Below are 13,506 nucleotides of genomic sequence, written 5' to 3'. Positions count from 1 at the left end.
TCAGGCCGTCGTCTCCGGCAGGAGGTCGTGGACGGCGATGGTGTCGGCGCGGTCCGGGCCCACGCCGATGGCGCTGATACGGCGACCGGCGAGCTCCTCGAGGCGGCGCACGTAGGCCTGCGCGTTCCCGGGCACGACTCCTCGAAGGTGCGCGCCTCGGAGAGGTCCTCGGTCCAGCCGGGCAGAGTCTCGTAGACCGGCACGGCGTGGTGGAACTCGGTCTGGGTCATCGGCATCTCGCGGTGGATCACGCCGTCCACGTCGTAGCCGGTGCAGATCGGGACCTCGTCGATGCCGGTGAGGACGTCGAGCTTGGTGAGCACGATGTCGGTGAAGCCGTTGATGCGCACCGCGTGGCGGATCATCAGCGCGTCGTACCAGCCGCGGCGGCGGGGACGGCCGGTGTTCACGCCCACCTCGCCGCCGGTCTTCTGGAGGTACTCGCCCCACTTGTCCTCGAGCTCGGTGGGGAACGGTCCGGCGCCCACGCGGGTGGTGTACGCCTTGACGATCCCGATCACCCTGTCGATGCGGGTGGGGCCGACGCCGGTGCCCGTCACGGCGCCGCCCGCGGTGGGGTTGGAGCTGGTGACGAAGGGGTAGGTGCCGTGGTCGACGTCGAGGAAGGTGGCCTGGCCGCCCTCCATCAGCACGACCTCGCCGCGGTCAAGCGCATCGCCCAGCAAAGAGGGTGGTGTCCACGACCATGGGGCGCAGGCGCTCCGCGTAGGAGAGCAGGCCCTCGACGATCTCGTCGACCTCGACGGCGCGACGGTTGTAGAGCTTGACCAGCGGCTCGTTCTTCTGGCGCGGCGCGCCCTCGACCTTCTGGCGCAGGATCGAGGCGTCGTAGAGGTCCTGCACGCGGATGCCGAGGCGGCCCACCTTGTCGATGTAGGCGGGGCCGATGCCGCGCCCGGTGGTGCCGATCGCGCGCTTGCCGAGGAAGCGCTCGGTGACCTTGTCGAGGGTCTGGTGATAGGGCGCGACGATGTGGGCGTTGGCGCTGATGCGCAGACGGGTGGTGTCCACGCCGCGCGCCTCGAGTATGTCGATCTCCTCGAACAGCGCCTCGAGGTTCACCACGACGCCGTTGCCGATCACGGGGGTGACCTGCGGCGAGAGGATTCCGGCGGGGAGGAGCTTGAGCTCGAACTTCTCGCCGTCGACGACCACGGTGTGGCCGGCGTTGTTGCCCCCGTTGGGCTTGACGACGTAGTCGACGCGCTCTCCGAGCAGGTCGGTGGCCTTGCCCTTCCCCTCGTCGCCCCACTGGGCTCCGACGATCACGACGGCGGGCATGGCGACTCCTGGGACGAGGGTGCGGGGTGCGGTCGGACGACCGCGAGGATCCTACCAAGCACCGCCCGGGTGCCCGCTCGTCGGGTGACGACGCGCACCGCTCCCGCCGGCTCGATGCGCCGCGGGATGGTCGGCCGACGGGGCGGACCGCCCGTGCGGCCGGGCGGCGCCGCCCGTGCGGCTCAGTCGAGCAGGCTCGGGTCCGCCTCGCGCAGGAAGTCGGTGATGCGGTCGGCCTCGGGCTGGTCGCCGAGACGGCGGGAGACCTCGCCCAGCGCCGCCAGCGCACGCGCACGCCGCGGTTCGGCGCGTGGGAGGCGGGGATCGGGCCCTGGCCGCGCCAGCCGTTGCGGCGCAACGCGTCGAGGCCCCGGTGGTAGCCGGTGCGGGCGCAGGCGTAGGCGGTGATCTCGTCACCGTCGCTCAGCGCGTCCTCGGCGAGGGTGGCCCAGGCCAGAGGGGAGTCCAGATGCCGGGCGACGACCTCGCGCGGCTCGCCCTCGACGAGCTCCTCGGCGACCTGGACGTCGACGAAGTCGTCGGGGAGGCGGGTCTCCGGGATGCCCAGGAGATTCCCGCTGGTGAGGTTATCGGTACGATCAGCCATGCAAGCATCGTAGGCGCGACCGCCCGATGACCACAGAACAGAGTGAATCGCCCATGTCACACACGCAGGACGGCTCCGAGTCGCTCACCGGGCCCGGAGCCGGTGGGTCGCTCCGCTCGGCCGTCGGCAACTCGGGCGGGGTCTTCGCACAGCTGGCGACTCGACCACGTCGACCACCGCCCCGGCCGCGCACCAAGGCCCTGTACCGCACCCAGGTCTCCTGGCCCGAGCTGGACGGCCCCCAGGCCCCGGCCCGGGAAGAGCTGTTCGGGGCGAGCGCCCACATCGGGGAGCGCGAGAAGAACCTCTACGTCGCCGAGCAGACCCTGGTGATGACCGACGGGGACATCAACGTGCGCGTGTGGCGCTACCCCCACGATCCCTGGTCGCCGATGCTCCCGCAGGTCTGCTATCCCGACATCGTCGGCCGCACCCTGCACGACCTGGGCGTCTCCCTCGGTCCGGACCCGTCCGAGCCGATCGCGATCGACGTCGTCTCCTACCGTCCCGGCCGGCGCGCCGTCTGCGCGCGCCTCCCAGGGCGCCGCGGCCGTGTACCTCAAGGTCATGCGACCGCACCGCAGCGGCGAGATCGTGGAGCGCCATCAGCGCCTGCTCTCCGCCGGGGTGCCGGTGCCCGAGGTCATCGCGCACCATCAGGGCCTCGTCGTGCTCGCAGAGCCGCCGGGCCGGCCGCTCGCCCGCGCGGTGATCGACGAGGGCGTGGACTCCTGCCGCGCCGAGGACCTGGTCGCGCCGCTGGACCGCCTGCCCGCCTCCATGTACGGCCTGTCGCTGCGGCCGCCGTGGACCGACTCGGTCGAGTTCTACGCGGGGATCGTCGCCTCCGCCGTGCCCGCGCTCGGGCCGCGTCTGGACGCGCTGGTGCGGGAGATCCGCGAGGGCCTGGCCGCGATCGAGCGAGCGGATCGACATGCGCCCGCACGACGTCGTCCACGGCGACTTCTACGAGGCGCAGGTGTTCGTCCAGGACGGCAGGGTCGTGGGCCTGCTCGACATCGACACCGTCGGTCCGGGTCGCCGCGCCGACGACCTCGCCTGTCTGCTCGCCCATCTGAGCGTCCTGGCCGACTACGGCAACGCCGGGCGCATCGACCGTGGCATGCAGCAGCGGGTCGAGGACGCGATCCGTACCTGGCACGAGACCTTCCAGGAGCGGGTAGATCCGGTGGAGCTCGCGCGCGCTCCGCAGGGGTCGTGCTCTCGCTCGCGACCGGGCCGCACCGTCAGCAGGAGGCGGCCTGGGAGGCCGCGACCGAGGCGATCGTGCGCGTGGCCGAGGAGTGGGTCGCCGCGGCACGGCACGCGGAGCGGCGCATCGGGCGGGCCGCCGCGGCGCGCCCCGCGACGCCCGCCCCCGGCCAACCGGTCGCCCAGCGACCTGGTCCGGCCGCGGGGGCGCAAGACGCCGCGCAGTCCCTTCCGACGCAGGGGCCGACGGGCGTGCGGCAGGTCCCTGCCCAGGGTGTGCACGTGCAGAGCGGTCCCGGGATCGCTCCCCCGTCGGGCTCCTCGGCGGTGCACCAGTCCGCTCCGCCGCGCGCTCGGCACCCTCGCAGTCGGCGCCCCACCAGTCGGCCCAGCACCCGTCGGCACCGCAGCACTCGGTGCCGGCGCACCAGTCGGCACCGGCTCAGCAGTCGGCACCACCGCACCACTCAGCGCCGCCGCAGTCGGACCCGCACCAGTCGGCACCGGCTCAGCATTCGGCACCCCCGCCGCAGTCGACCGCGCCGCAGTACGTCGCCCCGCCGCAGCAGTTCGCCGCACCGGTCCAGCAGACGGCGCCGACGCGCCCGTTCCCCCGCAGGCGGCGCCGCAGCAGTCCGCTCCCCCGCAGGCTCCGTCACAGCCGTCCGCTCCCCCGACGGACCGCCCGTCCGAGGCGGTCGACCAGCATCCCGAGGACGACTCCCCCACCCAGGAGCGGAGGATCTCCTCAAGCCCTCCCCGCTGACCCCCGCGCCGGCGGAGTCCGCACCTGTGCCACGATCGAGGGCATGCGTGCAGTGCTCCAGAGAGTCGACGGTGCCCGGGTCGAGGTCGAGGGCGAGGTGGTCGGCGAGATCACCGGCGAGGGCCTCGTCGCGCTCGTCGGCGTCACCCATGAGGACGGCCCCGAGCAGGTCGCCGCGATCGCGCGGAAGATCGCCGAGCCGCGGATCCTGGACGGCGAGCGCTCGGTCCAGGACACGGGCGCGCAGGTGCTCGTGATCTCCCAGTTCACCCTCTACGCCGACGTGCGCAAGGGGCGCCGGCCATCCTGGAACGGCGCCGCCCCGGCCCCGGTCGCCGAGCCGCTCGTGGAGCAGGTGGTCGACGCGGCCGCGCGAGCGCGGGATCACGGTCGCGACGGGCCGCTTCGGCGCCCACATGCGGGTGGGGCTGACGAACGACGGGCCGGTGACGATACTGCTCGAGGCCTGAGCACGTAGACCCTCGGCCCACACCTCGCGGCCCGAGCCCGCGGCCGGTCGGCCCCCAGCCCGGGCCGGCCCGGCCGATCGCCCTGCCGCCCCGGGAGCCCGCCCGGCACGGCCGGGCCACGGGTCAGCCGCGCGAGCATCCGGTGGAGCTCGGGGACGGTCGCGGCGTAGGGCAGGTCGGCGGCGCGCTCGGCGTCCCCGCCGTACCCCCAACCCACGAGCGAGCGCCTCGAGGCCGTGCACGGCGGCGCCCTCCGCGTCGTGCGGCCGGTCCCCCACCATCACGGCCCCGTCGGCCGCGGAGACGCCGAGCCGCTGGAGGACGCTGGCGATCACCTGCGCCTTGTGGGTGCGGCCCGCGGCGAGATCGGTGCCGCCGATCAGGTCGAGGTCCGCGGCGAGGCCCTGGTGCTCCAGCACCCTGCGCGCGGTGGTCTCGGGCTTGTTGGTCGCGATCGCGACGGTGCGGCCGTCGGCGCGCGCCCCGGCGATGAGGTCCGCCATCCCTGCGTACGGGACGCTGAGCTTGTAGCCCTCGGCGAGGTAGTGGTCGGTGTAGGCCAGGCGCGGCGCCTCGGCCCGCTCGGCGTCCATCCCCAGCTCGGAGCGGAAGGAGTCCACCAGCGGCGGCCCGATGAAGGACTGCAGGCGCTCCGCACCGGGATGCTCCTCGCCGCAGGCGTCGAAGGCGCGCTCGAGGGCGGCGAGGATGCCGGGCGCCGATTCGACGACGGCGCCGTCCAGGTCCAGCGGCACGACAGGCACGGAGGTGAGATCACGGGAGGTCACAGCGGTCATGGCCCGACCATATCCAGGAGGCAGGTCATGGGCCCCGGTGGCCCGAGGCACGGGCACCGGTCCGACGGCCGCCCGTGGCCACCGAATGCACGGCTGGCCTCGGCCCGCGTAGGCTGGGCCCATGACCTACACACTCGTGCTTGCTCCGCCACGGCGAGAGCGACTGGAACGCGAAGAACCTGTTCACCGGCTGGGTCGACGTGGCCCTGACCGACAAGGGCCGCCAGGAGGCCGTCGCCGGCGGCGAGCTGATGAAGGAGGCCGGCATCCTCCCCGATGTCGTGCACACCTCGCTGCGCCGTCGCGCCATCATGACCGCGAACCTCTCCCTGGATGCGGCCGACCGCCACTGGATCCCCGTCAAGCGCGACTGGCGCCTGAACGAGCGTCACTACGGTGCGCCGCAGGGCATGAACAAGTCCGAGATCCGCGAGAAGTACGGCGAGGAGAAGTTCATGGCCTGGCGCCGCTCCTACGACACGCCGCCGCCCGAGATCGAGTTCGGCACCGAGTTCTCCCAGGACCAGGACCCGCAGTACGCCGACCTCGGCGATCAGCCGCCGAAGTCCGAGTGCCTCAAGGACGTCGTCGAGCGCTTCCTCCCCTACTGGGAGGAGGGCATCAAGCCCGACCTCGCCGAGGGGAAGACGGTGCTGATCGCCGCCCACGGCAACTCGCTGCGCGCGCTGGTGAAGTACCTCGACGGCATCTCCGACGAGGAGATCTCCGGCCTGAACATCCCCACCGGCCAGCCGCTGGTCTACGAGCTCGACGATGACTTCCAGCCCGTTCAGAAGGGCGGCCGCTACCTCGACCCGGTCGCCGCGAAGGCCGCCGCCGAGGCCGTCGCCAACCAGGGCAAGAAGTGATCTGACCTCGCCCGGTGAGAACGGCGCCCCCACCTCGCGGCGGGGGCGCCGTTCTCGTTCTCGGCCTCAGCGACGCTTGCGGGTCCCGAACAGGGAGCGGCTGATCTCGCGGCCGAGCACTGTGCCGGCCGAGCGGAGGAAGGACTTCACGGCGGGGTTGCCCATGAGCCCCTCGTCCTTCTTGGCGGGCTTCTTCGCGGCCGGCCCGGCGCCCTTCCCCGCGGCCTCCTTCTCCGCGGCCGCGGCGTCCTCGGCCTCAGCGTCGGCCGCGGCGCGCCGCTGCAGGATCTCGTAGGCGGACTCGTTGTCCACCGCCTCGCCGTACTCGTCCATCAGCGGAGAGGCCGCGGCGGACTCCTTGATGACCTGCTCGCCGGCGGGCTCCATCGAACTCTCCGGGGCGCGCACCGCGGTGATCGCGACCGGCGTCGGGGCGCCGTTCTCGCTCATCACGGTCACGATCGCCTCACCGGTACCGAGCGCGGGGATGACCTCCTCGAGGTCGTGCTCGGAGGTGGGGAAGGTCTTCGCGGTGGCCTTGAGCGCCTTCGCGTCGTCCGGGGTGAAGGCGCGCGCGGCGCGTGCTGGACCCGGTTGCCGAGCGCGCGAGGACGTCGCCGGGGATGTCCTTCGGGGTCTGGGTGATGAAGAAGATGCCCACGCCCTTGGAGCGGATCAGGCGCACGGTCTGGACCACCTGGTCCAGGAACGCCTTGGAGGCGTCCTTGAACAGCAGGTGCGCCTCGTCGAAGAAGAACACCAGCTTCGGCACCTCGGCATCACCCACCTCGGGCGCTCCTGGTACAGCTCGGCCAGCATCCACATCATGAAAGTGGAGAACAGCGCCGGCCGGGAGGCGACCCCGGGCGACTCGAGGCAGGAGATCATGCCCGCGCCGTCCTTCGTGCGCAGCAGCTGCTGGGTGTCGAAGGCGGGCTCGCCGAAGAAGACGTCCGCGCCGGAGGCCTCGAAGGCGGTGAGGTCGCGCAGGATCACGCCCGCGGTCGCGCTCGAGATGCCGCCGATGCCCTTGAGCTCGTCCTTGCCCTCGTCGGAGGTGAGGAACTGGATCAGGGCGCGCAGGTCCTTGAGGTCCAGCGGCGCGAGGCCCTGGGTGTCCGCGTAGTGGAAGATCAGCCCGAGCGAGGACTCCTGGGTGGGGTTCAGCTCGAGCACCTTCGCCATCAGCACCGGCCCGAAGTCGCTGACGGTGGTGCGGATCGGGACGCCCTCGCCCTGCCCGCCGAGGGTGAAGAACTCCGTGGGCGCCGCGCGGGAGACCCACTCCTGGCCGCGGGCCGCGGCGCGCGCGGTGAGCTTGTCGGAGGCGGTGCCGGGCACGGCGATGCCGGAGAGGTCGCCCTTCATGTCGGCGACGAACACGGCGGCGCCGGCGTGGGCGGCCTGCTCGGCGATGACCTGGAGGGTGCGGGTCTTGCCGGTGCCGGTCGCGCCCGCGATCAGGCCGTGGCGGTTCAGCATCGAGACGGCGAGGTTCACCGGCACGCTCGGGTCCGGCTCGTTCCCGTCGAGCATCGCGCCGAGGTGGATGCGCGCACCCTCGAAGCCGTAGGCGGTGCGGATCGCCTCGGCCTCCTCCGAGCTCGCGGGCGGCGCGGCCGGGGCATCCTGCGCCGCGGCGGCCGGTGCGTCCTGCGTCTCGGGCGTGGCGGGATCCTGCTGCGGGCTGGTCATCGTGGCCTCCTCGCCGGTGCACCGGCGCGCTCGTGGTCGGGACGCACCGATCGTAGCGGGAGGAGGCGACCCACCCGTTACCGTCATCACATGAAGCCATCCCCGCCGGCCGAGATCCGCGCCGATGACGAACTCGCCGCCGCGGACGTGCGCGTCATGCTCACCGCCCCCTCCCGCACAGCCCTGCTCGAGAATCTCGGGATCACCGGCGCGGACGCGACGGACCTGCTCCCCCTGCTCGACGCCGCCGCGGCCGACGAGGAGGTGCTCGCCGAGGTGACCGCGACCGCGAACCGTCTGCGCGCCGCCGCCGGACTCGAGGTGCCCGAGGTCGACCTCGCCGCCGAGAAGGACCGCCACGACGCGCTCCAGCGGCGTCTCGCCCCCGGGGAGGGCCTGGTCGCGATCCTCGCGCCGCTGGTCTCGACCTCGACGGTGCGCGCCTGGCACGCCGCCCGCGGCCTCACCCCCGAGCAGTCCTGGGAGGTGCTCGCCGACCTCGGCCAGCAGATGCGGGTCCACCGCGCTGGCACAGGACACCTGGGCCTCCACCAGCTGAACTGGGTGAGCATGAACTGGGCGGGTCGGCTGGTGCACCTCGGGCGCCTCCAGTTCGACCTGCACCGCCAGAGGGCCGCCCTGCTCGCGGGCACCGGCTCGACGCCGTCGGCCGACGGATCGGCCCCCTTGGCCAACGGGCCGGCTCCCTTGGCCGACGGGCCGGGCGGGCCGGTGGACGGCCCGGTTGCTCCGGCCGCAGGCCCTGCGCCGTCGGCAGGCGACCCCAGCCGCTGGGTGCTCGGCACCCACATCCCGGCGCGCGGTCCGCTGGATCCCGCGGAGGTCGACGCCTCCTTCGACGCCGCGACCGCGTACTTCACGGAGCACTACCCCGAGCTCGGCGCGGGGCGCGGCGCGGAGGAGCCCGCGTTCGGCCGTGAGTTCGTCTGCGACTCGTGGTCGCTGAGCGACCAGCTCGCCGAGATCACGGGAGAGGACTCGAACCTCGCCCGCTTCGCCGCGCGCTGGGAGATGCTCGAGCGCTCCCGGATGGACGACGGGGCGCTCTTCTTCGTGTTCGGCCGCCGGCCCCCGGTCGACGTCGCCGCGCTCCCCGCTCCTCACGCCTCGAGCGCGGGGTCGCCGAGCGCCTCGAGGACGGGCGTGGCTGGACCGGCGGACTCGGGCGCCTGCTCCGCTGAGCCTGCCCACCACAGCCCGGGCTCGCGCGGCCTCCGGCTCAGATCTCGGTGTCCGACCCGTCGTAGAGGGTGAGCACCTGGTCGAAGGCGCGGACCGGGTCGATGCCGCGCCGCATGGAGATCGCGAACGCGCCGCGGGTCAGGGCGAAGCTGACCTGCACCAGGATCACCGCATGATCGCGGGCGAACTCGCCCTCGAGCGCCTCCGCGAGCTCCTCGACCAGCTCGGTCTGCATCGCCTGGAGGTTTCCGCTGGAGACCAGGTGCAGGCTCGGCTCCTGCTCCATGACCTGTTTCTTCAGCTCGCGCAGACCGCGGTCGACGGGGACGTTCGCGATCGCCTCACGCATGATCGAGCGCATCGCCTCGCGCGCCGGCATGACCGCGAGCTTCTCCCGCAACGAGGCGGTCGCCTGTGCACCCTCCCCGCCGTTGATCCCGAGGATCGCGGACTCCTTGGTGGCCCAGTGGTTGAAGAAGGTGCGGGTGGAGACCCCGGCGCGCTCGGCGATCATCTGCGCCGTGACCGCCGAGAGTCCGTGCTCGACCACCAGCTCGAGGGCGGCGCGGTGCATCGCCATGCGGGTCTGGCGCTTCTTCAGCTCCCGCAGGCCGAGCTCCTCCGAGCCCGCGGGGTCATGGTCATCGGTCGTCTGCGCGGAAGTCACGCCGCCATCCTAGGTCCGACACATCACAAAATCTGCACTCGATGCAATAGTGCAGTCAATGCAACAGTTCTGTATCGTTGCCGAGTCACAGCCCGACGGGGTCCGCGGCCGCTCCCCCACCGCTCACTCCCGAGGACCTCATGACTGCATCCACCACCCGGGCACCGCGACCGGCCGCTGCGGAGCCCGCCTCCTTCACCGGCCTCGACCGCCAGGGCAAGCTCGTCTTCGTCGGGCTCATGCTCGGCATGTTCGTCGCCTCCCTCTCCCAGACCGTCGTCGGCCCCGCCATGCCGCGCATCGTCGCCGAGCTCGGGGGCGTGGAGCACTACAACTGGATCGCGACCGCCGCGATGCTCGTCTCCGCCGTCGCGGTCCCCGTCGTCGGCAAGCTCTCCGACCTCTACGGCCGCCGTTGGTTCTACCTCGGCGGTCTCGCCGTGTTCATGATCGGCTCCGTGCTCGCCGGCCTCGCCCAGGGCTTCTGGTTCCTGGTCTTCGCCCGCGCCGTGCAGGGTCTGGGCATGGGCACCCTGATGCCGCTGAGCCAGACGATCATCGGCGACATCATCCCGCCCCGTCAGCGCGGCAAGTACCAGGGCATCATGGGTGCCGTCTTCGGCGTCACCTCGGTCGCCGGCCCGCTGATCGGCGGTGCGATCACCGACCACCTGGGCTGGCGCTGGGCCTTCTTCCTGACCCTCCCGATCGGTGTGGTCGCCTTCGCCTTCATCCTGCGCTTCCTCCACCTGGAGAAGGCCCAGCGACACGGCAGGGTCGACTACTGGGGCATCCTCACCCTCACCCCCGGGCTCGTGCTCGCGCCGCTGGCCACCACCTGGGGCGGCGGCGCCTACGAGTGGACATCCCCCGTGATCGTGGGGATGTACGCGGTCGCCGCCCTGTTCCTCATCGCGTTCGTGGTGATCGAGACCCGGGTCGAGGAGCCGCTGCTGCCCCTGCACCTGCTGCTGCGCCCGATCGTTGCGCTGTCGGTCGCGGCCTCCTTCGCGATCGCGGTGGCGATGTTCGGCGCGATCATCTACATCCCCGTCTACGCGCAGGGCGTCATGGGCGTCTCCGCGACGAACTCCGGCATGATCCTCGTGCCGCAGTCGCTCGCGATGATCCTCACCTCGATCCTCGTGGGCCTGCTGATCTCGCGCACCGGCCGCTACCGCCCCTTCCTCATCCTGGGCGGCGTGGTGATGGTCGCGGGCTACCTGCTTGCTGGCGAACCTCTCCTACGGGGACTCGCAGTGGCACCTGACCCTCGCGATGATCGTCATCGGCCTGGGGCTCGGCCTGTCGATGCAGGTCTACACGCTGGTCGTGCAGAACGCCGTCTCCCGCCGCGAGCTGGGCACCGCGACCGCCGCGATCCAGTTCTTCCGCAACATCGGCTCGACGGTGGGCACCGCCGTGCTCGGCACCGTGATGACCGCCTCGATGTCCACCGCGATCCCCGAGAAGATCGCGGCCCTGCCGCCCGAGCGACTCGCCGCGCCGCAGAGCACGGGCGGTGAGGTCGACACCAGCACCCTCGAGAACGCGGTGCTGGACCCCACCGCCCTCGCGAAGTCGCCCCGAGTTCCTCGTGGACCCGGTGCGCGGCGGGCTGAGCGACGCGATGCACGACGTGTTCCTCACCGCGGTGCCCTTCGCGGTCCTCGCGCTGGTGCTCTCGCTGTTCATCAAGCACGTGCCGCTGCGCGAGACCGTCGAGACCGCCGAGGAGCAGGTCGCACAGCCCGGCCTCGACGCGGCCGCGGAGCTCAGCGGCACCGGCTCCGAGCCGGAGGACCTCCACCCCGCGCACCGGGCCGATCCCGGTCGTGGACCCCGAGGCCGACGCCGACGCGGCCCAGCGCCCCGCCGACGACGGACGCGACCCGGTGGGCACCGCCCGCTGACCCGGCCCGCCGGCCCGCCGGCCGTCGACCCACTCCGGCGACACACCTCGCCGAGACGCCGAGAGCACCGTCCCACCCGCTCCACCCGGGAGGAACGGTGCTCTCGGCACCTCGGTCAGGACGTCTCGACGGTGGGACCTCGGCACGGACCGACGCCCCAGCCGTCCGGAAGTACGCCGAGGCACCCCGTGCCCGTTGTGAAAAGATGGACGGATGCTTTGCTCGTGGATCACTTCCCGCCCGCCCTCCCCGCATCGCTCGAGGGGAGGGTCACCACGCGCCTGCCGATCACGGCGGACGTCGCCCCGGTGTCCGCGCAGCGGCTCACAGCCGCGATGCGCCGCTACGACCCCGAGGCCGCGGTCGACGAGGCAGGACTGCGCTCGCGGATGGTGGGGCTGAAGTCGTGGGCCCGGCGGCAGGTCGTCGTCGTGCCCGCCGGCGCCGACGGCTCGCCCACCCTCGAGCCGCCGCCTCTCGCATGGATCGCGCTCGAGGACCGCGCGAGCGGGCGCACGAACGTCCAGTTCGTCATCGCCGCCGACGCCCCCGAGAGGGAAGAGCTCGCCGCCTCGCTGCTGGACTGGGCGGTCGAGGTGGGCGGCTCCTTCGCCCGCGCCCGGGGCGTGGAGGCCACCCAGCTCACCACCGACGCGAACGCGCTGGACACCGACCGCGCCCACCTGCTCGAGGCGGCAGGCTACGAGATGGTCCGCTCCTGGTCGCACATGCGCCGCCCCGTCTCCCCCGAGGAGGCGACCTCGCTGCCCACCCCGCGCGAGGGCACCCGGGTCCGGCGCGTGCACCGTCACGAGTCCGGCCTGCCGGTCGCACAGGACGTCCGCACCGTGCACCGGATGCTCGAGGAGTCGTTCGCCGACCACTGGGGCTCCTACCGCGAGTCCTTCGCCGAGTTCGTCCAGCGCCTGATCGAGGCTCCGTACGAGGCCGACTGGGACCACTGGTGGATCGCGGAGATCGAGCGCGAGGGCCGATGGTCGCCGGCGGGTGGTCTCGTCGCCGCCCCGATCACGGCCACCGCGACCCGCGGCGAGGGCACGTATCTGGAATACCTCGGGGTGCACCGCAGCGCCCGCGGGCACGGGATCGCGAAGTCCCTGCTGCGGGCCGCGCGCGCGACGCCGCCGAGCGCGGGCGGACGTTCGTCGACCTCGAGGTGGACGAGGACTCCCCCACCGGCGCGGACCGGATCTATGCCTCGATGGGATGGGAGACCTACGAGCGGACCCACTCCTGGCATGCGACCGCGCCCTCGCATCCCTCGCGTCTGCTGGAGCCGCCGCCCTCGGCGTGACCCGCCGGCGCACCGGGCGCGACGGCGCCGGTCAGGCGCTGGGCCCGCCGCGCCCGCGCATCCATCGCCAGAGCCGCGCCGGGAACATGCCCAGCGGCGGGGCGCGCTCGCCGAGGCGGGCGTCACCGCGCCGGTCGAAGGCCGCGGCGAAGCGCTCCGCCTCGGCCGCGGTGTCGTAGCTCTTCGCGCCTCCGCCTTCTCCGCGGCCCCGCTCGCACTCCCAGCGCATCGTGCGACCTTCGGCGCGGAAGGCCGGCCGGTGGCCGAACACCAGGCACCCTACGGGCGTCATGCTCGATCACCCGTCCCTGCTCCGCCGCGCTCGCCGTCACCGTCGCCGGGGCCGTCGCCCTCCTGCGCGGTGAGCGGGGTGGCGAGGTCCTCGAGCTCCTGCCCCTCGGCGCGGACGCCGAACACCAGCTCGGCGACGCCGCCGAGGGACATCACCGCCGCGGCGATCAGGAAGCCGATGGCCACAGGAATCCGCTCCCCGGTGTCGATGAGGCTTCCGAACAGCAGGGGGCCGGCGATGCCGCCGGCCGCGGTCCCGAGCGCGTAGAAGAAGGCGATCGCGAGCGCTCGCGTCTCCATCGGGAAGATCTCGCTCACCGTCAGATAGGCGGCGCTGGCGCCGGAGGAGGCCAGGAAGAACGTGATGACCAGCAGGATCATGAAGGCGGTGAGCCCGCC

Annotated in this window: 5 protein-coding genes and 6 pseudogenes; 6 read left to right on the top strand and 5 right to left on the bottom strand. The window is 72.8% G+C overall.

Going from position 1 to position 13,506, the window contains the following annotated elements; translation table 11 throughout:
• Both WKH84_RS19525 and WKH84_RS19520 read right to left on the bottom strand, forming a co-directional pair.
• Window positions 1-1,302, bottom strand: a pseudogene (locus WKH84_RS19525) (adenylosuccinate synthase).
• 182 nt (window positions 1,303-1,484) lie between these two features.
• A pseudogene (locus WKH84_RS19520) lies at window positions 1,485-1,909 on the bottom strand (DUF3151 domain-containing protein).
• A gap of 934 nt (window positions 1,910-2,843) precedes the next feature.
• On the opposite strand from WKH84_RS19520, the gene WKH84_RS19515 reads away from it, so the two are divergent.
• Complete coding sequence (locus WKH84_RS19515) at window positions 2,844-3,887, top strand: hypothetical protein (RefSeq protein WP_341854822.1); 1,044 nt, start codon at window positions 2,844-2,846, stop codon at window positions 3,885-3,887.
• A 43-nt stretch (window positions 3,888-3,930) separates the two neighbouring features.
• Window positions 3,931-4,357, top strand: a pseudogene (gene dtd / locus WKH84_RS19510) (D-aminoacyl-tRNA deacylase).
• Window positions 4,358-4,641: 284 nt separating this feature from the next.
• Here the strand turns inward: dtd and WKH84_RS19505 are convergent.
• Window positions 4,642-5,154, bottom strand: a pseudogene (locus tag WKH84_RS19505) (HAD hydrolase-like protein); the annotation flags it as partial.
• A 121-nt stretch (window positions 5,155-5,275) separates the two neighbouring features.
• Here WKH84_RS19505 and WKH84_RS19500 point away from each other — a divergent pair.
• Window positions 5,276-6,023 (top strand): annotated as a pseudogene (locus WKH84_RS19500) (phosphoglyceromutase).
• Window positions 6,024-6,089: 66 nt separating this feature from the next.
• Here WKH84_RS19500 and WKH84_RS19495 read toward each other — a convergent pair.
• A pseudogene (locus tag WKH84_RS19495) lies at window positions 6,090-7,718 on the bottom strand (helicase HerA-like domain-containing protein).
• Between the two features lie 90 nt (window positions 7,719-7,808).
• Between WKH84_RS19495 and WKH84_RS19490 the strand changes: the two are divergent.
• The gene (locus WKH84_RS19490) at window positions 7,809-8,993 is read left to right on the top strand and encodes an acyltransferase domain-containing protein (RefSeq protein WP_341854821.1); all 1,185 of its coding nucleotides are present in this window, start codon (window positions 7,809-7,811) and stop codon (window positions 8,991-8,993) included.
• Here WKH84_RS19490 and WKH84_RS19485 read toward each other — a convergent pair.
• Window positions 8,959-9,588, bottom strand: a complete 630-nt coding sequence (locus tag WKH84_RS19485; RefSeq protein WP_341854820.1) for a helix-turn-helix domain-containing protein — start codon at window positions 9,586-9,588, stop codon at window positions 8,959-8,961. The genes WKH84_RS19490 and WKH84_RS19485 overlap by 35 nt on opposite strands.
• A 140-nt stretch (window positions 9,589-9,728) precedes the next feature.
• Here WKH84_RS19485 and WKH84_RS19480 point away from each other — a divergent pair, with 140 nt between their 5' ends.
• Both WKH84_RS19480 and WKH84_RS19475 read left to right on the top strand, forming a co-directional pair.
• The gene (locus WKH84_RS19480; protein WP_341854819.1) at window positions 9,729-11,114 is read left to right on the top strand and encodes an MDR family MFS transporter; all 1,386 of its coding nucleotides are present in this window, start codon (window positions 9,729-9,731) and stop codon (window positions 11,112-11,114) included.
• 80 nt (window positions 11,115-11,194) lie between these two features.
• Window positions 11,195-13,375: a GNAT family N-acetyltransferase gene (locus WKH84_RS19475; protein ID WP_341854818.1), complete on the top strand. Its 2,181-nt coding sequence runs from the start codon at window positions 11,195-11,197 to the stop codon at window positions 13,373-13,375.
• Window positions 13,376-13,506: the final 131 nt, after the last annotated feature.

It is taken from the genome of Brachybacterium sp. GPGPB12 (assembly GCF_038396325.1).
GTDB classification, from domain to species: domain Bacteria; phylum Actinomycetota; class Actinomycetes; order Actinomycetales; family Dermabacteraceae; genus Brachybacterium; species Brachybacterium conglomeratum.
Note: the sequence above shows the minus strand (reverse complement) of the source record. Positions and strands in the feature narration are given on the sequence as shown.

Excerpts from the sequence above, each read along its gene's own strand:
- WKH84_RS19515 (WP_341854822.1), top strand. The coding sequence starts at position 2,844 with ATGCGCCCGCACGACGTCGTCCACGGCGACTTCTACGAGGCGCAGGTG.
- WKH84_RS19490 (WP_341854821.1), top strand. The coding sequence starts at position 7,809 with ATGAAGCCATCCCCGCCGGCCGAGATCCGCGCCGATGACGAACTCGCC.
- WKH84_RS19480 (WP_341854819.1), top strand. The coding sequence starts at position 9,729 with ATGACTGCATCCACCACCCGGGCACCGCGACCGGCCGCTGCGGAGCCC.